Annotated in this window: 19 protein-coding genes; 15 read left to right on the top strand and 4 right to left on the bottom strand. The window is 61.6% G+C overall.

All coding sequences use genetic code 11. The annotated features are described in order from the left end of the window. Positions 1 to 157 precede the first annotated feature (157 nt). A complete protein-coding gene (locus RBB29_RS06480) occupies positions 158 to 1,054 on the top strand; it encodes an HAD-IIA family hydrolase (protein WP_306113739.1) in 897 nt (298 codons plus the stop codon). Positions 1,055 to 1,075: 21 nt separating this feature from the next. On the opposite strand, the gene RBB29_RS06475 is transcribed toward RBB29_RS06480, so the two are convergent. Further along, on the bottom strand, positions 1,076 to 1,981 hold the full coding sequence (locus RBB29_RS06475; RefSeq protein WP_306113738.1) for an AraC family transcriptional regulator: 906 nt from the start codon (positions 1,979 to 1,981) through the stop codon (positions 1,076 to 1,078). Positions 1,982 to 2,411: 430 nt separating this feature from the next. On the opposite strand from RBB29_RS06475, the gene RBB29_RS06470 reads away from it, so the two are divergent. Together RBB29_RS06470 and RBB29_RS06465 are read left to right on the top strand one after the other, a co-directional pair. Next, positions 2,412 to 2,873 (top strand): (2Fe-2S)-binding protein, encoded by a 462-nt coding sequence (locus tag RBB29_RS06470; RefSeq protein ID WP_306113737.1) that lies wholly within the window; start codon positions 2,412 to 2,414, stop codon positions 2,871 to 2,873. A 1-nt stretch (position 2,874) separates the two neighbouring features. Next, a complete protein-coding gene (locus tag RBB29_RS06465; RefSeq protein ID WP_306113736.1) occupies positions 2,875 to 5,052 on the top strand; it encodes a xanthine dehydrogenase family protein molybdopterin-binding subunit in 2,178 nt (725 codons plus the stop codon). Between the two features lie 39 nt (positions 5,053 to 5,091). Here RBB29_RS06465 and tdh read toward each other — a convergent pair whose 3' ends face one another. The 3 genes from tdh to RBB29_RS06450 form a co-directional block, all read right to left on the bottom strand. Beyond that, on the bottom strand, positions 5,092 to 6,117 hold the full coding sequence (tdh, locus tag RBB29_RS06460) for an L-threonine 3-dehydrogenase (RefSeq protein ID WP_306113849.1): 1,026 nt from the start codon (positions 6,115 to 6,117) through the stop codon (positions 5,092 to 5,094). Between the two features lie 11 nt (positions 6,118 to 6,128). Then, positions 6,129 to 7,319, bottom strand: coding sequence for a glycine C-acetyltransferase (locus RBB29_RS06455; protein WP_306113735.1), 1,191 nt, complete (start codon positions 7,317 to 7,319; stop codon positions 6,129 to 6,131). Positions 7,320 to 7,498: 179 nt separating this feature from the next. Continuing rightward, the gene (locus RBB29_RS06450; RefSeq protein ID WP_306113734.1) at positions 7,499 to 8,416 is read right to left on the bottom strand and encodes a LysR substrate-binding domain-containing protein; all 918 of its coding nucleotides are present in this window, start codon (positions 8,414 to 8,416) and stop codon (positions 7,499 to 7,501) included. Between the two features lie 94 nt (positions 8,417 to 8,510). Between RBB29_RS06450 and RBB29_RS06445 the strand changes: the two genes are divergently transcribed. From RBB29_RS06445 to RBB29_RS06390, 12 genes are all read left to right on the top strand, one after another. Then, positions 8,511 to 10,034: a trimethylamine methyltransferase family protein gene (locus RBB29_RS06445; RefSeq protein ID WP_306113733.1), complete on the top strand. Its 1,524-nt coding sequence runs from the start codon at positions 8,511 to 8,513 to the stop codon at positions 10,032 to 10,034. A gap of 29 nt (positions 10,035 to 10,063) precedes the next feature. Further along, positions 10,064 to 12,535 carry an FAD-dependent oxidoreductase gene (locus tag RBB29_RS06440; protein WP_306113732.1) on the top strand — a complete coding sequence of 824 codons (2,472 nt, stop codon included), beginning with the start codon at positions 10,064 to 10,066 and terminating at the stop codon, positions 12,533 to 12,535. Positions 12,536 to 12,760: 225 nt separating this feature from the next. Beyond that, positions 12,761 to 12,922: a hypothetical protein gene (locus RBB29_RS06435; protein WP_306113731.1), complete on the top strand. Its 162-nt coding sequence runs from the start codon at positions 12,761 to 12,763 to the stop codon at positions 12,920 to 12,922. Beyond that, on the top strand, positions 12,913 to 13,080 hold the full coding sequence (gene hemP, locus RBB29_RS06430) for a hemin uptake protein HemP (protein ID WP_306113848.1): 168 nt from the start codon (positions 12,913 to 12,915) through the stop codon (positions 13,078 to 13,080). The genes RBB29_RS06435 and hemP overlap by 10 nt, the downstream gene beginning before the upstream one ends. Continuing rightward, complete coding sequence (locus RBB29_RS06425) at positions 13,077 to 13,553, top strand: hypothetical protein (RefSeq protein WP_306113730.1); 477 nt, start codon at positions 13,077 to 13,079, stop codon at positions 13,551 to 13,553. The genes hemP and RBB29_RS06425 overlap by 4 nt, the downstream gene beginning before the upstream one ends. A 12-nt stretch (positions 13,554 to 13,565) precedes the next feature. Continuing rightward, a complete protein-coding gene (locus RBB29_RS06420) occupies positions 13,566 to 14,843 on the top strand; it encodes an imelysin family protein (RefSeq protein ID WP_306113729.1) in 1,278 nt (425 codons plus the stop codon). A gap of 104 nt (positions 14,844 to 14,947) precedes the next feature. After that, positions 14,948 to 15,973: a hypothetical protein gene (locus tag RBB29_RS06415; RefSeq protein ID WP_306113728.1), complete on the top strand. Its 1,026-nt coding sequence runs from the start codon at positions 14,948 to 14,950 to the stop codon at positions 15,971 to 15,973. A gap of 9 nt (positions 15,974 to 15,982) precedes the next feature. After that, complete coding sequence (locus tag RBB29_RS06410; protein WP_306113727.1) at positions 15,983 to 16,282, top strand: bacterioferritin-associated ferredoxin; 300 nt, start codon at positions 15,983 to 15,985, stop codon at positions 16,280 to 16,282. Continuing rightward, on the top strand, positions 16,225 to 16,710 hold the full coding sequence (gene bfr / locus RBB29_RS06405; protein WP_306113726.1) for a bacterioferritin: 486 nt from the start codon (positions 16,225 to 16,227) through the stop codon (positions 16,708 to 16,710). The genes RBB29_RS06410 and bfr overlap by 58 nt, the downstream gene beginning before the upstream one ends. Continuing rightward, the gene (locus RBB29_RS06400; protein ID WP_306113725.1) at positions 16,670 to 18,214 is read left to right on the top strand and encodes a di-heme oxidoredictase family protein; all 1,545 of its coding nucleotides are present in this window, start codon (positions 16,670 to 16,672) and stop codon (positions 18,212 to 18,214) included. Before bfr ends, RBB29_RS06400 begins: the two co-directional genes overlap by 41 nt. Continuing rightward, complete coding sequence (locus tag RBB29_RS06395; RefSeq protein WP_306113724.1) at positions 18,211 to 19,221, top strand: imelysin family protein; 1,011 nt, start codon at positions 18,211 to 18,213, stop codon at positions 19,219 to 19,221. The genes RBB29_RS06400 and RBB29_RS06395 overlap by 4 nt, the downstream gene beginning before the upstream one ends. Beyond that, positions 19,222 to 20,298 (top strand): DUF1513 domain-containing protein, encoded by a 1,077-nt coding sequence (locus tag RBB29_RS06390; protein WP_306113723.1) that lies wholly within the window; start codon positions 19,222 to 19,224, stop codon positions 20,296 to 20,298. Positions 20,299 to 20,313: the final 15 nt, after the last annotated feature.

Genomic DNA, 20,313 nt, shown 5'->3' with positions numbered 1-20,313 from the left:
TTTCCATTGGGATGCGCCATTTTTCAACTACCTGACCTTTCCTTAGAATGAGCATGTGAACATTTTGTGACAATGGTCGATTTTTCGCCCAAACCGGGATTGCAATTGGGGCCAAAAGAGCGTTGATCGGGCGAGTTGCACACCGGTGGGGTGGATCATGAGCGCGACACTTCGGGATACGAAATCGGTTTTCGAACGGTATGAGGCGGTCCGCCCACGCCTGCCGGTTGCCGCGCGCCGGACTGTCACCCGCGAGGTGCCGTCGCTGCTTGCCGTGGCCGACGAGGTTGACGCTTTCGTGTTTGATGCTTTCGGTGTGCTCAATGTCGGCGAGACGCCGATCCCGGGCGCTGCGGCGCGACTGGACGCCTTGCGCCAACGGGGCTGCGCGATCCGGGTGCTGACCAACGCGGCGAGCTACCAGCGCGACGGTGCGATCGCCAAGTTCAAACGTCTGGGGATGCGCCTTGAGGATGATGAGATCATCACCAGCCGGGATGCGACGTTGCGGGTGGCCGGTCCCCGGAACTGGGGCATCATTGCCGCTTCGGGTGATACGCTGGCCGATATCCCCGGGGGCGGCATCGTGCTCCACCACGACTCGGTGGCCTATGAACAGGCAGATGCGTTCCTGTTCCTGTCGACGGCGGATTGGGATGCGGCGCGGCAGGAGATTCTTGAGTCAAGTCTTGCCCGCAACCCCCGCGAGGTGCTGATCGCCAATGCCGATCTCGTGGCGCCGCGCGATTACGGGTTTTCGCTCGAGCCGGGGTTTTATGGCCACCAGATTGCGGATCGGACCAAGGCGCCGGTCCGGTTTTTTGGCAAACCGTTCGGGGATGTATTTGCCATGGTCGAGGCGTCGCTGCCGGGCATCGCCAAGGACCGCATCGCGATGTGTGGCGACTCGCTTCATACCGATATCCTCGGGGCGGTCGCGGCGGGGTGGCGCTCGGTGCTGGTGACGCAGGACGGGCTTTTCGCCGGGTCCGATGTGGGGGCTTACGCCGCCGCCTCCGGGATTCACGCCGATTGGCAGGTGGCGCGTATCTGACCCCGGCGGGTTCGCGCGGCCTCAGGCGCGTGTCAGCGTGCCCTGTGCCAGCGCATTTGCCTTGTCTTCGCTGGGCGTCACGCCGAACTTGCGGGTATATTCACGGCTGAACTGCGTCGGGCTTTCATAGCCCACATCGAATGCCGCCGTGGCCACAGATTTCGCCCCGGTTGTGAGCAATCGCCGGGCTTCGAGCAGCCGCAGTTCCTTCTGATATTGCAGCGGCGTTGTCGAGGTGAGCGTCTTGAAATGCTCGTGAAACGCGGATTGGCTCATGCCGGCGGTGCTGGCCAGTTCAGGGATCGTGATCTGCTCGGCGAACCGCTCGCGGATTTCGACGATGGCCCTGGAAACACGGCTCGCGGGGCTTTCCTGTCGGAGCAACTGCCGCAACATGCCGCCGTTACTGGCGCGCAGCAGGCGAAAGTGGATTTCCCTAAGGACAAGCGGCGCAAGGGAGCGCGCCTCCAACGGATCATGAGAAAGCCGGAAAAGCCTTGAGACCGCATCGACGAGGGCCGCATCGGGCTTGGCCACTTCAAAGGGCGAGGCCGGTGGTGGTGCCAATGCCTGATCGCCGATCTCATTGAAAAGGCTGCGCAACATGGCCAGGTCAATGCGCACGACAAGGGCCGTGTAGGGCGCGTCGGGCGTGGCGACCGTTACCCCGGCTGTCACTGGCACCGCGTGGCTCACGATTGCCGTATCGCCTGCGCCGTACTCAATCTCCTGCGCGCCCAAGCGGGCTTTCTTCCGGCCACCAAGGACGAGGCAGACAACGGGCTCGTAGAGCGTCTTTTCGAAGGTGGTTGTTGACGTGCTGCAGAACGCGACAAGGTCGGGCACGCCGGTTTCGCAGGGCGTGGCATTGGTACCGTTTTGCGCGACGAATGCCGCGACCTCCGTTGCCAGATCCGTAAGGCTCATGGGCGTCTTCCTCTCATCACCTGAATAAAACAAGATAGGCGACGGCTGAACAGTAATCACCGCGTTCCGGAGGATTAGGCAGATGTTTCGGAGGATCGGGCAGGGCGCCGCGCCTGTCGGATGTTAGGTTCCTGACAGTCGGGGCGCAGGCGAACAGCCGGTCGACAATCATCGGCCGGAAAGCCCCGCGATGGGGTGCAGCGCCAGCACATTGCGAGTGGTCGCGCCGAAATGGCGGTAAAAACAGGGAGTATCGTGACAGGACGACCAATCACCCTAGATCAATGACGAGGTACCGATGCAAAGTTGCTTCTGTTCCGGCGGCGCGTGTTGAAAAGCTGCCCCTGCATCGGATGGTTCCAGCCAAGAACCGGGTCGCTGACCCGATAGAATCCAAAGTTCCCAGCCAGTTCAGATGGAGCAAATGAAAATGACGATTTCCTTGAAACTGAATGGCCAGACGCATGACGTCGAGGCCGAGCCAGGCACCCCGTTGCTATGGGTGATCCGGGATGAATTGAAGCTGACCGGTACCAAATTCGGCTGCGGCGTCGCGGCATGTGGTGCGTGCACGGTGCATATGGATGGGGAGCCGGTACGCTCCTGCCAGACATATATCGAAGATGTCGAAGGTGTTGAAATCACGACGATCGAAGGTCTGAATTCCAAAGCGGCAGAAGCGGTGCAGGCTGCCTGGACGGAGCTCGACGTGGTGCAATGCGGTTACTGTCAGTCCGGGCAGATCATGTCGGCGGTGGGCCTTCTGAGCGAAAATGCCAGCCCCTCGGTCGAGGAGATCGACGATTACATGAACGGCAACGCCTGCCGCTGCGCCACCTATCAACGTATCCGCGCCGCGATCCAGCGCGCATCCGACATCATGGAGGCCTGAGATGACCATCAACACTTCCCGCCGTGGGTTCCTGCAAGGGGCCGCCGCGGCCTCCGCCGTTCTGCTTGTTGGTGTGCGCCCTGATGGCGCTGTTGCCGCCGGTGGCTCGGACGCCACGATGCTCAACCCGTTTGTTCGTATTTCTGCCGATGGCCGCGTGACCGCCATCGTCAAACACTTCGAAAAAGGCCAGGGGCCTGCCACCGGCCTGACCACGTTGATCGCCGAAGAGGTTGGCGTGACCATGGATCAGATCGACTATGATTTCGCCCCGTCGAATCCTGAAGTTTACAACAACCTCGCTTTTGGTCCGTTTCAGGGGACCGGCGGATCAACGGCGATGGCCAATTCCTACATGCAATACCGCCAGGCCGGTGCCGCCGCGCGCGGCTTGCTGATCGAGGCCGCGGCGCAGGAATGGGGTGTCGATTCCGGGTCGCTTTCGATCACCGATGGCGTTGTGAGCGGTGCTGGCAAATCAGCGCCCCTAGGCAATTTCGTGGCCACGGCGGCCACGCTGGATGCCCCCGCTGAACCAAGCCTGAAAGACCCGTCCGAGTTCAGCCTGATCGGCAATCCCGACATTCGCCGCAAGGACACGCCGCCCAAGGTCAACGGCACGGCGATCTATGCGATGGATCTGCATCTCGATAATCAGATGGTCGTCATGATTGCCCGTGCGCCGCGGATGGGGGCGACTGTGGCCAGCTTTGATGACGCGGACGCCAGGGGCATCAAGGGCTTTATCCAGGCGATGACCTTACCCAACAAGGCCGGCGTCGCCGTCTATGCCGAGCATACCTGGGCCGCGTTCCAGGCACGCGATGCGCTCAGTGTCGAATGGGATTTCAGTGCGGCAGAAAGCCGGTCGTCGGATCAGATCCGCGAAGAGCTGATTGCGGCGGTCAATGCCGATCCGGAATACTCGGTCAACAAGGCCGACCAAGCCGAGGTTGCCGCCAGGATCGACGGGGCGGCGCAGGTTCTGGAGGAGACGTATTACTTTCCTCTGCTGGCCCATGCGCCGATGGAAACGCTCACCTGCACGATCGAACCGTTGGCGGATGGTGGCATCATCCTTCATGACGGCGCGCAGATCCCCACCGGGCCGCACATGGCCCTGTCGCAGATCCTGGAACTGCCGATGGAGAAGGTTCAGATCAAGACGATGTTCGCCGGCGGCTCCTTCGGGCGCCGGGCCACGCCCGAGGCGGATTACCAGGTCGAGGCCGGGTTGGCCTTTGCGATCACCGATCGGACCCGCCCGGTCAAACTGGTTTGGTCGCGTGAAGACGATATTCGCGGCGGCTATTACCGGCCTGCCGTGGCGCACCGGGTGCGTGTCGGGTTAGACGCGGACGGGCAGATCGTCGGCTGGGATCACCGCATCGCAGCGCAGTCGATCATGAAAGGTACCGCTTTCGAGGGCATGATGGTCCATGACGGTGTGGATCACAGTTCGGTCGAAGGTGTCCCGGATTCACCCTATCAGATCCCCGGGCAATTCGTCGGGCTGACCGATGTGGCCAAGGCAACCTCGGTTCTGTGGTGGCGGTCGGTCGGGCATACCCATACCGCCTATGTGATGGAAACCATGATGGACATGGCCGCGCAGGCGGCCGGGCGTGACGCGGTCGAATTCCGCTTGTCGCTCTTGGAAGGCGGCGGCGCTGATCAGGAGCGGCTTGCGGATGTGTTGAAACTCGCCGCCGAAAAGGGCGGTTGGGGCAACGCGCCCGACGGTCGTCATCAGGGCATCGCTGTGCACAAATCCTTCGGCAGCTATGCCGCGCAGGTTGTCGAAATCTCGGGCGGTGCGGATGACGTGACGATCGAGAAGGTGACATGCGCAATTGATTGCGGTCTTGCAGTCAACCCGGATGTCATCAAGGCGCAGATGGAAGGCGGGATCGGCTACGGTCTCGGCCACGCGATGCGCAACGAGGTGACCCTGACCGAGGGGGAGGTGGATCAGTACAATTTCCCCGATTACGAGCCGCTGCGCATCGGCGATATCGGGGCGATCGAGGTGCATATCATGCCCTCGGCGGAGGCACCGACCGGTGTGGGTGAGCCCGGCACACCCCCCGCGGCGCCAGCACTGGCTAATGCCATTGCCGCGTCGGGTCCTCGCATCACGACCCTGCCGATGAACGCCAATGGCGCGTCATTTGCGTGAACAAGCACAACGCCGGGCGCGATATCAGCGCCCGGTGCCCTATTCCCAATCCATCACGACCTTGCCCGCGTCGCCCGAGAGCATCGCGGCGAAACCGGCTTCGAAATCGTCGATGCCGATGCGATGGGTGATGAGATCACTGAGGTCGAGACCTGACTGCACAAGCGCAATCATCTTGTACCAGGTCTCGTACATTTCCCGGCCATAGATGCCTTTGACGTTGAGCATCTTGAATATGATCTTGTTCCAGTCGATCGCAAAGGCCGTGGGCGCGATACCCAGAAGGGCGATCTTGCCGCCATTGTTCATCTTGTCGATCATGTCGCGCATCGCGGGCGCCGCGCCGGACATCTCTAACCCCACGTCGAATCCTTCGGTCATGCCAAGCCGGGCCATCACATCGGTCAGGTTTTCTTCGGCGGCGTTGACCACATGCTGCACGCCCATCTCGCGCGCGAGCTTGATGCGGTAGGGGCTGATATCGGTGATGACGACCTTGCGCGCGCCGACCTTCTGCGCCACGAGCGCGCCCATGATTCCGATCGGCCCGGCCCCGGTGACAAGCACGTCTTCGCCCACTAGATCGAAACTAAGAGCAGTATGTACCGCATTGCCAAACGGGTCGAAAATCGCGGCAATCTCATCGGGGATATCGTCCGGGATCGGCACCACGTTGCTTTCTGGGATGCAGAGATATTCGGCAAAGCTGCCCGGGCGATTGACCCCCACGCCAAGCGTGTTGCGGCACAGATGCCCGCGCCCGGCACGGCAATTGCGGCATTTGCCGCAGACCACGTGACCCTCGCCCGAAACCCGCTGGCCGATCTTGTATTTGCCCGCGGCCGATCCGCAATCCGCGATCTCGCCGCAGAACTCGTGGCCCACGACCATCGGCACCGGGACGATCTTGGCAGACCATTCGTCCCATTTCCAGATATGCACATCGGTGCCGCAAATCGCGGATTTCTTCACCTTGATAAGCACATCGCCCGGCCCCGGTTCCGGCACGGGAACACGTTCCATCCAAAGGCCTGCCTCGGGTCTGGCCTTGACCAGCGCGCGCATCTGATTGTCGCTCATGTGATAATCTCCATGTCACGGCCAACGGCGATGAAGGCGTCGATGGCGCGGTCCAGTTCTTCGCGGCTGTGGGCGGCTGACATCTGCGTGCGGATGCGGTCCTGCCCGCGCGGTACCACCGGGAAGCTGAAGGGCGCGACATAGACGCCCTTTTCGTCCAGACGCCGCGCCATCTCCTGCGCCAGTTTCGGATCGCGCAGCATGACCGGGATGATCGGATGCTCCCCGGGCAGGAGGTCAAACCCTGCTTCCGACATGCGGGTGCGGAAATGTGCGGCGTTCTCCATAAGCCGGTCGCGCCGCTCGGTTGAGGCCTCCAGCATGTCGAGAACCTTGATCGAGGTCTGCGCGATCACCGGCGCCAGTGTGTTGGAAAAGAGATAGGGGCGGGAGCGTTGCCGCAGCCAGTCAACGACCTCTTTCTTGGCCGATGTATAGCCACCCGAGGCCCCGCCAAGCGCCTTACCCAGGGTGCCGGTCATGATGTCCACCCGGCCCATCACATCGCAATGTTCGATACTGCCGCGCCCAGTTTTGCCAACAAAACCAACCGCATGACTGTCATCCACCATCACCATCGCGCCGTATTTGTCCGCCAGATCGCAGATCTCTTCGAGCTTGGCGATGTAGCCATCCATCGAAAAGACACCGTCGGTGGCGATCAGTTTGAAACGGCAATCGGCGGCGGCCTGCAACTGCGCCTCGAGGTCGGCCATGTCGGAATTGGCATAGCGGAAACGCTTGGCCTTGCAGAGGCGCACGCCGTCGATGATCGACGCATGGTTGAGGGCGTCCGAGATGATCGCGTCCTCGGGGCCAAGGAGTGTCTCAAAGAGGCCCGCATTGGCGTCAAAACAGCTTGAATAGAGGATCGTATCCTCGAACCCGAGGAAGCGTGATATGCGCGCCTCGAGCGCCGTGTGCTCTTCCTGCGTGCCGCAGATGAAGCGCACCGACGACATGCCGTAGCCATACCGCGCCAAAGCGTCACGCCCGGCCTCGATCAGGTCGGGATCATCGCTTAGCCCCAGGTAATTATTGGCACAAAGGTTGATCACCTCCTTGCCGGAGCTGAGCGCCACGGTGCCTGCCTGTTTGCTGGTGATGACCCGTTCGGTCTTGTAGAGCCCCGCGTCCTTGAGGCCGTCCAGCTCATGGGTGAGGTGGTCGATGAAGTCCTTGGTCATCCAATCTCTCCGCTGATGGAAGGGCAGGGGGAAGTCCGCCTTCCGGTAAATCATACGTGCCAACCACGTCTTTCGGCCCTCTTACAGGGCAATGAGCATCTAGGCCAGATTGTGCGGCGGCCGCCTGCCAATTCCGCGACATCTGCGAGGTTCATTGCGACGGCGGTTAGGTCGCGGGGTCAGGGGCCTTCGGGGAAGTCCGATACCGAAATGATCCAGTCCCGCACAAGTGTCGCCGGATGCGAGAGCGGCTTGGTTTTCGACCAGACGAGGTATATCCCGTTGCCGGTCTTCCAAGCCCATTCCTGCCGCGCGGCCAGGGTTTTGCGATCGACAAGGTTCTGCACGACATGCTGCCAGCCAAAGGCAAACCCCTCACCCGAAAGCGCCGCCTGCAACACCAGCGCATAGTCGTTCAGTCGCAGCCCCGCCACGATATCACGGTCCTTGATGTTGTGATGGGCGAACCATTGCGACCATGTCGGGCGTTGCCTGACGGGCTCTTCAAGATGAATGAGCCGTTCGTTCAGCAGGTTCGGGATGGAGCGGAGATTTTTGGCCGCCGCCATGACCTCGGGGCTGGCCACGGGAAAAATCACCTCCTCGGCGATCAGCGCCGTGTGCACGCCCGGCCAGGTGCCGTCCCCCAGCCGGATCGAGAGGCTGATGTTCTCGGCGTCGATATCGGGTTCGTGGTCGCTGTTTTGCAGGCGCAGGTCAACATCGGGGTGTTTGTCCCGTAAATGGTGTAGACGCGGTATCATCCAGTAATATGAGAAACCCGAGGAGGAGTTGAGCGTCACATGTTCCTTGCGGCCCATCTTGTGCACGGCTTCGGCGGAGGTTTCGATCTCATGCAGGGACCGCGATACATCGGTAAAGAACCGCATCCCCGCATGGGTAAGCGAGACACGGCGATGCCCACGCTCGAATAAAATCACGCCCAGAGAGGTCTCAAGCTGCTTGATGGCGGCGCTGACGGAAGGTTGCTGCATACCCAGTTCTTCGGCCGCGCGAGTGAATGATCCGAGCCGTGCCGCCGCCTCGAAGACGAAAAGGTTGCGCGGGGAGGAGAGGAGTTTGAGGGATTTTCGCATAGGCACAGCCTATCCAAATCATCGCTATTTTCAAGGATCACAGACATGCCAAAGGCCCCTAATAATCGGCCCAGGAAGTAATCAGGAGGCTGCAATGGCCCGTCGCGCCCGTGCCAATCGCACACGTTCCGACAATACTGAGGTCGCAGCGCCCGCATCGCCGTATGTCCAGCGTGGATTGCCGTTCTTCGACCCGCTTGACGAAGAGCAACTGGCGCGGATCGAGGCGCAGGTTGACTGGCTTATCGAAAATGTGGGTTTTGCCTTTCGCGATGATCCCGAGGCCATCCGCATCTGGGAAGAGGCCGGGATCAAACAGAAGGATGGGTTGATAAAGGCCGATGCCGAATGGGTGCGCGACCTTTGTGCAAAAGCGCCCCGGCAGTTCACCCAACTGGCCCGCAATCCCGAACGCTCCGTCGTGATCGGCGGCAATAATCAGGTCTTTGCACCCATCTATGGCGCGCCTTTCGTGCGCGACCTGGAAGGCGGGCGGCGCTATGCGACGTTCGATGATTTCGAAAAGCTGGTGAAGCTCGCCTATATGCATCCGAACCTGCACCACACCGGGTTTGTGATCTGTGAGCCCACGGATATCCCGGTCTCGAAACGCCATCTCGACATGGTCTACGCCCATATGGTCCTGAACGACAAACCGCACCTGGGCGCGATCACGGAAAAGAGCCGGGCGCAGGATAGCGTGGACATGGCCGAGATCCTGCATGGCAAGGACGTGATGGACGAAAACGTGGTCATCATGGCCAATGTGAACACCAATTCGCCTCTGCTCATTGACCGCGTGGTGACCGAGGCGGTGCAGGTCTATTCCAGCCGGGGGCAGGCGATGGTGGTCACGCCATTTATTCTCACCGGTGCGATGGGGCCGGTGTCGACTGCCGCGGCGGTGGCGCAGGCGATGGCCGAGGCGATGATCTGCTGCGCGTTTACGCAACTAGTCCGCCCCGGAGCGCCTTTTGTCATGGGCAATTTCCTCAGTTCCATGTCGCTCAAGTCCGGCGCGCCGACCTTCGGGATGCCCGAACCCGTGATGTCGAACTACGCCATCGGGCAGCTTGCCCGCCGGGCCGGGTTGCCTTTGCGCTGCGGCGGCTCGCTCACCGCGTCCAAGATCGAGGACGCGCAGGCGGCCTATGAAAGCGCGGATTCGATGCATTCGACCATGCTCGCCGGGTCGAATTTTACCCTGCATGCCGCCGGATGGTTGGAAGGTGGCCTCGCCACGGGGTTTGAAAAACTCATCATGGATGCGGATCGTCTGGGCAGCTATCAGAAGGTGCTGGGGGCCGGGCTGGATTGCAGCGATGACGCCTTTGCCCGCGATGCTTATGAGGAGGTCCCGGCGGGCGGGCATTTTCTCGGCTGCGGCCACACGATGCGCAACTATCAGGATGCGTTTTACGAGGCGAAACTGAGCGACAGCGAAAATGTCGAAAGCTGGGAGGAAGGCGGCGGCAAGGACATGCGTCGCCGGGCCTTTGACCGCTGGAACGAGATGCTGAACCAATATGAGGCGCCGCCGATTGATGCGGCCAGAAAAGATGAACTCGCGGCCTATGTGGCCAAACGCAAAGAAGAGCTGCCGGACGCCTGGTATTGAGCGCCGCCCAAGATCGAGAGGAACCCTTCATGTCTGACAATCTCGCCCAATCGACATTGAATATTCAGAAAGACGAGACATCGCGCGGCAAACCACTGCCGTCCCATGCCAAGGTGGTCATCATCGGCGGCGGTGTGGTGGGGTGTTCGATCCTTTTCCACCTGGCGAAATTCGGCTGGAAGGATGTCGTACTTGTCGAGCGTGACGAGTTGACCTCGGGTTCAAGCTGGCACGCCGCGGGGCAGATTCACACGATCAGCTCGGACCCCAACATCTCGCGCCTGCAAAGCTACACGATCGGGCTTTACAAGGAGATCGAGGAGCTGTCTGGGCAGTCCGTCGGCCTGCATATGACCGGCGGCTTCTACCTGGCCTCGAACAAGACCTGGTACGACTACCTTAAGCGCGAACGCTCCAAGGCGCGGTATATGGGCCTCGAGCAGGAATGGATCAGCCCCAAGGAACTGGCCGACCGGCACCCGCTCATCGACCCGAAACATTATCTCGCGGCGCTTTGGGACGATCAGGATGGCGATCTGGATCCATCTGGCACGACCTATGCCTTTGCCAAAGCCGCCCGCCACTACGGCGCGCAGTATTTCACCCACACCCCGGCGACCGAGACCACGCAGCGCCCGGATGGCACATGGGACGTGGTGACGCCCCGCGGTACGATCAACGCCGAATATATCGTCAATTGCGGTGGCCTTTGGGCGCGCGAAGTTGGGCAGATGGGTGGTTTTCTGCCGCCGGTGCAGCCGATGGAGCATCACTACCTTATCACCGAGCGCATCGACGAGATTGCCAATGCCGGGCGGCGCCTGCCCTGCGGGATCGACTATGAGGCCAATATCTATTTCCGGCAGGAACGCGACGGGATGCTGCTCGGCACCTATGAGCCGGTGGGCGTACCGTGGAAGGTTGACGGCACCCCGTGGGATTTCGGCCATGAGCTTCTTCCGCCCAATCTTGAACATATCGCCGACCGGCTGGAGCTTGGGTTCGAGCGTATCCCCGCGCTGGCCAATGCCGGGATCAAGGATGCGATCAACGGGCCGTTCACCTTTGGCCCTGACGGCAACCCGATGATCGGGCCGGTGCCGGGGATGAAGAACTACTGGTGCGCCGTGGGCGTCATGGCGGGCTTCTGCCAGGGTGGCGGCGTGGGCCTTACCATGGCCGAATGGATGATTGACGGGGAGCCGTCGATTGACGTCTGGGCGATGGATGTGGCGCGGTTCGGCAAATGGGCCTCGCCCGATTGGGGTACGGTCAAATCGACCGAAAACTACGAACGCCGCTTCGTGATGACCTTCCCGAACGAAACGCTGCCCAAGGGCCGCCGGCAGCAGACCACGGCGCTTTATGACCGCCTCGTGGCCAAGGGTGCGCTGATGGGGCAGGCGTTTGGTCTGGAACACGCGCTCTGGTTCGCGGATGGGCCTGAGGACGCCCATGAAGATCCAACCTTCGAGCGTAACCGCAGCCATGATTACGTCGCGCGTGAAGTCGCGGCGGTGCGGACCGGTGTGGCGGGGATCGAGGTCGCGAACTTTGCCAAGCATGTCATCAAGGGGCCGGGTGCCCGCGACTGGCTGAACAAGACGATGGCGGGATATATCCCCAAGCCGGGGCGGATCACGCTCTCGCCGATGCTGACTGAAAAGGGACGGCTTTACGGTGATTTGACGGTGGCTTGCCTGGGTGACGAGCATTTCATGCTCTTCGGGTCCGGCTCGATGCAGGACGCCCATGCGCGGTTCTGGGCGCGGACCCTGCCCGATACCGTCAGCTATGAAAACCAGACCGGCGATTGGCATGGCATCGCCATTTCGGGGCCGAAATCCCGCGAGTTGCTGGCGCGGATCACCCGCGATGACGTCTCGGCCGAGGCGTTCAAGTTCCGCGATTGCCGCGAGACCTTCGTGGGCGGGGTGCCGGTTGTTCTGAACCGGATCAGCTTCTCTGGCGAGTTGGGCTATGAGATCTATTGCCGTCCGCAATACCTGATCTGCCTCGCGGAGGCGATCGAGGAGGCCGGGGGCGATCTGGACTATCGCTGGTATGGTAACAGGGCGCTGATGTCGCTCCGGCTCGAGAAGGGTTGGGGTGCCTGGGGGCTGGAGTTCCGCCCGGATTTCAACGCGGTCGACTCAGGCATGGAGGTCTTCATCAACTGGAAGAAAGACTTCGTGGGCAAAGCCGCGACCGAGGCGTTCAAATCCGAAGGCACTGCCCGCAAGTTGGTGACGTTGGTCATCGACACCGATATCGACGTCACCCTGGACGAGGCCGTGCTGAAGGACGGCGAGGCGGTTGGTTACATCACCTCGGGCGGTTACGCGCACCATGTCGGCAAGTCCATGGCGCTGGCCTATGTCAGTGCCGAAAACGCCACAGCGGGCAGCAAGCTCGATGTTGAAATCCTGGGCGAGTTCTGCGCGGCCGAGGTTCAGGGCGCACCGTTTTATGATCCTGACGGATCGCGCATGCGGGGCTGATCGGGGCCGAAGCCACGAGACCCAAAGCGATTGGCATCTTACGCAAGGCCCGGCGTCGAAACGCCGGGCCTTTTGCATGGTTGCGGACAACTGCCAAATTCAATATCCGACTAAAAAAGTCAGATTGACATATCCTACTAAATCACTCAAGTTATGGCTGTCCAGCCATCCCGCTGATTCCGGGCGAGCCAAGATCAGACGATTCTGCAAAAAACGGAGGTACTGATGATAGTTCTCGCGCCCGATGGCTTTAACCCAGGCTGCGATGGAAGAGCGCGCCTTGAAATGATCTGTGCGGCCTTCGAATCCGGTGTGCCGTCCTTCTTCAATCTTGAAAACTGCCTCGACGCGATCGAGCGCGGGGAATGGGGCGGACTATGGTGGTGAGCGTGGCAAAGGAAATCCGGCATTTCCCGACAGAGACCCTGCCTCTCTACGAGGCGATGGACCTGACCAAAGGCGGCGATCTGGCGAAGATCAAGCTCGACGATCAGCTTTATACCTTGCGCATCACCCGCGCCGGCAAACTGATTTTGACCAAATGACCGCGCCGCTCTCATATCGCGGCGGCGCGCCGGTGGGCCATATCTCGGAACTCGGACCGGTCGAGGCAGGCGCGATCTTCTACCTGCGCCTCTGGAGCGATGGTGTCGAGGCCAAGTCCCAGGTGTGGAATGACTTCGCCACCGCCCTCGGCCCGGAAAAAGGCCGTAAGGCCCTCACCGCGTTCGAGACGCTGAGCGGCCTTTGCGCCCGCTACGGCCGCCGCCCGCTGATGCGACATGGGGTGTCGTGCAAATGCGTGGGCGCGGACGAATCCTGTTTTGCCAACTTCATTGGCTACGCAAGCGAAGGCGCCCGCGAGGATGCGATGTTGATGGCCACCAACCTGGTGCGCCCTGACATGGCACCGGTCCTTGTGGGCCTCGCCGAAGAATTTGGTTTCGCGCTGAAACACATGGCGATCAAAGCCAGACGTTTCGCGGAGACCGCCCCGAAAGACGCCACATATCACTAAAAGGAAAGACTTATGAAACATCTCACGTTGGCCAGCAGTGTGCTGGCGCTCAGCCTCGGGTTTGGCGCCGCCGCATCCGCAAGCGAAAACGTCGCCAAGGCGTCGGTTCTGAAAACCTATGCGGATATCGCAGAGGCGAAATACGCCGACAGCCTGACCACCGCCAAGGCCCTGCAGGCGGCGGTCGATGCGTTGATCGCGCAACCTTCCGCAGAGGCGTTGCAACGGGCCAAGGAGGCTTGGATTGCCGCGCGTGTCCCCTATCAGCAGACCGAGGTTTACCGTTTCGGCAATGCCATCGTTGATGATTGGGAGGGTAAGGTGAACGCCTGGCCGCTGGATGAGGGCCTGATTGACTATGTCGATGCTGGCTATGGCGGTCCCTCCGACGAAAACGCTTTTGCGGTGCTCAACGTGGTGGCTAACCCGTCCTTTACTTTGTCGGGTTCGACGGTTGACGCAAACCAGATCACTCCGGAACTCCTGGCCGAAACGCTGCATGAGGCAGACGGGATCGAAGCCAATGTGGCGACGGGTTACCACGCCATCGAATTCCTGCTCTGGGGTCAGGATCTTAACGGGCATGACGCGGGCGCTGGCAACCGGCCCTGGACCGATTATGCCATGGGCGATGACTGCACGGGCGGAAACTGCAACCGCCGCGCGGCTTATCTCAAGGCGGCGACCGACCTGCTGGTCAGCGACCTGGAGTGGATGACGGCGCAATGGGCCGAAGGTGGTGACGCCCGTGCCGAAGTGACGGCCAATGAGGATGCCGGGATTGCAACGATCCTCACCGGTATGGGGTCGCTCTCTTACGGTGAGCAGGCGGGTGAGCGCATGCGCCTTGGCCTGATGCTGAACGATCCCGAGGAAGAGCATGATTGCTTCTCGGACAACACCCATAACAGCCATTACTACGATGGCCTTGGCGTGCAGAACGTCTATTTGGGCGAATATGTCCGGATCGACGGGTCCCTCGTGTCTGGGGCTTCGCTTGCGGATCTTGTCGCGGCGACCGATGCCGAGTTGGACGTGGAGATGCAATCCAAGCTCTCCGGCACGATGCTGGCACTTGGCCGGATCAAAACGGCTGCCGAAGCCGGGTTCAGCTATGACCAGATGCTCGAAGCCGGAAATGAGTCAGGTGAGGCGCTGGTCATGGGCGGTGTCAACGGGTTGATCGACCAGACCCGGTCTATCGAACGTGTCGTCTCGGCACTTGGTCTCGATCAGATCGAATTCGAAGGCTCCGACAGCCTCGATAACCCAACGGCGGTGTTCCAGTAACCGACAACCAAAACTGCGTCCGGTTTTTTGCCGGACGCAGCCCAATAATCTGGCACGCCAAGATTTATCCAAGCCAGCCATCTTGACCGAAGAAAGCAAAAAAAATGAAGACGACAGTTATGGCATCGGGTGCGGTGCTTTTTGGCTTGGCTGGAGCAGCTTTGGCAGAAGAGGGCAGTGGGCCGTTTTCGGCAGAATTCACCGTGGAGTTACAGAGCGACTTCACGGTCGATTCCTCCGATCCAACGGCAGAGATCAACAACACCTTCGCCACGATCGAAGGTGGCCTGTCCTTTGCCTTTACAGACCGAACATCGGTGAATGCGACACTTCTTTTCGAGCAGGTGATCGACCAGACAGACGACAGCTTCCTTGAAGACCACGGGTTTTATGCCGAAGAGATCTTCCTGTCGCATGACTTCGGCCCCGCGCAGGTGGTTCTGGGCAAGTTCAACCCCGCCTTCGGCTCTGCATGGGATGCGGCCGCCGGCATTTATGGCGTTGATTTCGCTGAAGATTATGAAATAACCGAGAAGCTGGGTGCCGCGGTCGTCGTCCCCTTCGCGGCGGGCGGGGGCGAGCATGAGCTTTCGTTCGCGGTGTTCCAGGCCGACCGCACGATCCTGAGCGATTCGATTGGTACCGAGCGGGGGCAGAACAGCCTTCCTGCCGGTGGTGTCTCGAACACCAGCAGCCCGGAATCCGTGGCGGTGTCACTCTCGGGGACCTTCGGGGAAACCGGGTATAACTTCGGCGTGCAGCACCAGGCCAAGGGTCGCGGTGATGCGGCGGATCAGACCGGCGTTGTGCTCGGGTTGACCCACGCGGTTGATACCGGCTCCTTCCCGCTGGAACTGCTGGCAGAGGTGGCGTGGTTCGATGAATTCGACGGCTCGCGCAACTCGGCCACCTATGCCACGCTCGGCCTTGCGGCACCGGTGGGTCCGGTCACCGTCTCGGCGGTCTACTCCCTCCGGGATGTCGATAGCCAGCCCACGGATCATCTCGCCACCGTCTCGGCCGAGATTGAACTTTTCGAGAATTTCACCGCCGCCCTCGGGTATCGCTATGGCGATGAGGGCGGAGCAGACAGCCACACCATCGGCACACTCTTTGCCTACACGTTCTGAGGAATAGACATGATCATCTGCCACTGTCAGAATATAGCAGATCACGATATCCACGCCGCTATCGACTGGATGAGGGCCGCCGACAGTGAGGCCCTTATCACCCCTGGAAAGATCTATCGCGCCCTTGGCAAGGCTGCGGATTGCGGCGGATGTATGCCGCTGTTTCTTGCCACGATGCGAACCAACGATAATCTGGAAGTCCCCATGGAACTCCGCGGCCTGAACCCGCGGGCAACACAGGAAAACCGACAATGCAAGGCGACAGTAAAGTCATTGACTACCTCAACCGCGCTCTCCGGAGTGAGTTGACCGCGATCAGCCAGTATTGGCTGCACTACAAGCTGCAGGAAGATTGGGGCCTTGGCCATATGGCCAAGAAAAGCCGCGAAGAGAGCATCGAAGAGATGAACCATGCGGACAAGCTGATGGAGCGGATCATCTTCCTTGAAGGGCACCCGAACCTGCAAAAGCTCGACCCGTTGCGGATCGGCCAGACGCCCAAGGAGACGCTGGAATGCGATCTGGCGGCCGAACAGGAGGCGCGCGCGCTCTACAAGGAGGCGCGGGAGTACTGCTCCGAGGTGGGCGACCATGTGACGAAAGACCTCTTTGACGTGCTTCTCGCAGACGAAGAAGGTCACATCGACTTCCTGGAAACGCAGCTCGACCTCTTGGATAAAATCGGACCGCAGAACTATGCACATCTCAACGCCTCGAAAATGGACGAAGCTGAGTAAATCACTGGTGGTGGCGGGGCTTTTGGCCCCCGCCGCCGCTTTCGCCGGCCCGCTGGACGAGCCGCACCTGAAGATCATTCCCCGAACCGAGGCCGAGCAATCCCGCGTCGACGCCGTCCTGGCGCCGCCGCAGGATTTCGCCGCGCCGCAGCCCTTCGAGGAGATGTCCGCCGGGGCGGCGACGGTTCGTGTGCGGGCCAATGCCGATGCGTTTTCCCAGCCTTCGGCAAACATGCCCTTCGCGGATGAGCTTGATTTCAAGGTGGGTAACGGGCTTTTTCGCAAGCTCTGGGTGTCGTCACCCTCCTCGACCCTGGCCTCAGACGGTTTGGGGCCGCTCTTCAATGCGCGCTCCTGTCAGCGGTGCCATCTGAAGGATGGGCGCGGCCATCCGCCAGAAGGACCTGACGACAACGCGATCTCGATGTTCCTGCGGGTGTCGATCCCCGGTGGGGATGCGGGCCGGATGGCGGAAATCGCGGATTACATCGCCACATCGCCTGACCCGGTCTATGGCACGCAGATGCAGGATTTCAGCTTGGCAGGTCATGCGGCGGAATACCGGCTGCAGATAGACTATGAAGAGATCGAGGTGCCGCTATCGGACGGGGAGGTTGCCCATCTGCGCCGTCCAACCTACACGGCGGCCGATCTGGGCTATGGCCCGCTGCATCCCGGCGCGATGCTCAGCCCGCGGGTGGCGCCGCAGATGATCGGGCTGGGCCTGCTCGAAGCCATCCCGGCGGCGGATGTCCTCGCCAATGCCGATCCGGACGATGCCGACGGCGATGGGATCTCGGGCCGCGCCAACATCGTCTGGTCTGTCGAATATGACCAACCCATGTTGGGCCGGTTCGGCCTCAAGGCCGGGGCGCCCACGGTCATGCATCAATCCGCCGGCGCCTTTGCGGGCGACATCGGCATTTCCAATCCGCTCTTCCCCGCGCCCTGGGGCGAATGCAGCGCGGCGCAGGGGGATTGCCGGGCCGCACCGCATGGTGACGGCGATGAGCGGGTTTACGAGATCGGTGCCGAAGGGCTGGACCTTGTGACCTTCTACAGCCGCAACCTGGCGGTGCCGGCCCGGCGAAACGTGGGTGACAGCCAGGTGCTGCGCGGCAAGGAAATCTTCAACAGCATCGGCTGCGCGTCCTGCCACCGGCCTGCCTATGTCACTCATCGGCTGGAGGATCAGCCCGAGCAGAGTTTCCAGTTGATCTGGCCTTATACGGATCTGCTCCTGCACGACATGGGCGAGGGGCTTGCCGATCACCGCCCTGAAGCACGGGCCACCGGGTACGAATGGCGCACGCCGCCCCTGTGGGGTATCGGCCTGACCGAGCAGGTTTCGGGGCATAGCTATTTCCTGCATGACGGGCGCGCGCGGTCGCTTCTTGAGGCGGTCCTTTGGCATGGTGGCGAAGCTCAGGCACAGCGCGACAGTGTCGTCGACATGCCCGCGGAGGATCGCGCGGCTTTGATCCGTTTTCTGGAGAGCCTATGAGACGTTTCTGGTCTGTCCTCTTGCTGTGCCTTGGCCTGCCTGCCTTGGTGCAGGCGGATGAAATCTCCGACCTGATCCGGGATGTCGTGCAGCAGGATATCGTCACCGGTTTCGAGGCGCTTGAGGATGCCACGGGTGCGCTTGCGGAAGCCGCCGATACCTCCTGCGCCGGCCCAGAACTGATATCCGCCTACAAGGCTGCGTTCCGGTCCTGGGTCCGGGTCAGCCATCTTCGATTTGGCCCGTCCGAGGCGGAAAACCGCGCCTTTGCCCTTGCTTTCTGGCCGGATCCGCGGGGCAAGACCCCGAAGGCGCTACGCAAGCTCCTGTCTGACGACAGCGCCACGCCGTTGGACATCACCGCCTATCGCGATGTGTCGATTGCGGCGCGGGGGTTTTATGCGCTGGACTATCTGCTCTTCGATGACACCCTCCTCGCCGGGGGACGTAACGACCGCTACTGCGCGCTCCTGCGGGTGATCGCCGCAGATATTCACGCAACCGCCGGTGAGCTGGCGGACGGGTGGCGCGCCTATGCGCCGGGCCTGATCACACCGGGGCCGGAAACGCCCTACCGCACGCAGGAAGAAGTGCTTCAGGTGCTCTACAAATCCGCGCGGACCGGACTGCAATTCACCGCCGAAATGCGGTTTGGTCGCCCGCTCGGGACACTCGAAAAACCGCGCCCCAGAAGGGCCGAAGCCTGGCGGTCCGGGTTGAGCCTCACCCTCGTCGGGGAGGCCGTTGCGGGCAGCGGCGGGTTGGCGCTCGACCTGTCGCGCACCAATCCCAACCTTGAAAAGAAGCTCGACAATGCGCTCAGCCGGTTTGCCGCCAGTGTGACCACGCTGGACGATCCGGTCTTTGCCGGGGTGACGACGCCCGAGGGGCGGTTCAGGATCGAGGTGCTTCTGACCGAGTTGAACGGCATTCGCCGTATCGTGGACCAGGATCTTGGCCCGGCGCTTGGGGTGTCGGCGGGGTTCAATGCGCTCGATGGTGATTGAATGACAACGCGGCGGCATTTCCTTGCGGGATTGCTGGCCACAGGGCTGGCCCCCCGGCCGGGCTGGGCGGAGGCCGGTGATCCGGCCTATCTTTCGGCGGCGCGGTTGCCCTCGGGCGAGTTTGCCTTGATCGGGTTGAACCGGTTAGGGGTGGCGGTGTTCAAGATACCCTTGCCCGGTCGGGGCCATGCCGCCGCGGCCCACCCGACAACGCCCCTTGCGGTGGCCTTTGCCCGACGTCCGGGGCGGTTTGCCCTGGTTGTCGATTGCCTGCGCCACGCGGTCACCGCGCAACTGGACGCGCCAGAGGGGCGGCATTTTTATGGCCACGGCGCTTTCTCTGGTGATGGCAGATACCTTTTTACAAGCGAAAACGACTACGATGCCGCGCGCGGGATGGTCGGGGTCTGGGACGGCCGGAAAGGGTTTCGGCGGGTGGGAGAGTTTTCCTCCGCCGGGGTTGGTCCGCATGATCTTCGGATGCTGCCCGATGGCGAGACGTTGGTGGTGGCCAATGGGGGCATCGAGACCCATCCGGAATGGGGTCGGGCCAAGCTGAACCTGCCGGAGATGCGCCCCAACCTGAGTTACCTGTCACTGGACGGCACGGTGCTGGAGCAGCAGGAGCCGCCCGCAGAATGGCACCTGAATTCGATGCGGCATCTGACGGTAAGCGGCGACGGGCAGGTTGCCGTTGCCTGTCAATGGCAGGGTGATCCGGCGGGCACACCGCCCCTTGTGGCAACCCACCGTCGTGGCCAGTCGATCGAATTTCACCCGATGGGCAACGGGATGGAGCGAGACATGCAGGGCTATGTCGGCAGCGTCGCTTTTGCGGGCGATGGCCGGTCCCTTGCCTTTACCGGACCGCGCGAAGGTATTGCCGGGAGGATGGGTGCCGATGGGCAGATGCAGGCCCGTATGACCGCGCCCGACATTTGCGGGGTCGCGCCGCAAGGGCAGGGTTTCGTGTTCACCACCGGGGTGGGGGAGGTGCTGCAGGAGACTGCCGCGCACCGAGGACAGATCGCGCGCCATGATGTCGCCTGGGACAATCACCTGATCCCTGTCGGATGAGCGCCCGCCGGTGAC

Origin of the sequence: Roseovarius sp. MMSF_3359 (genome assembly GCF_030733385.1) — a bacterium.
Taxonomy (GTDB): domain Bacteria; phylum Pseudomonadota; class Alphaproteobacteria; order Rhodobacterales; family Rhodobacteraceae; genus Roseovarius.
This window is presented reverse-complemented; position numbering and strand designations above follow the sequence as displayed.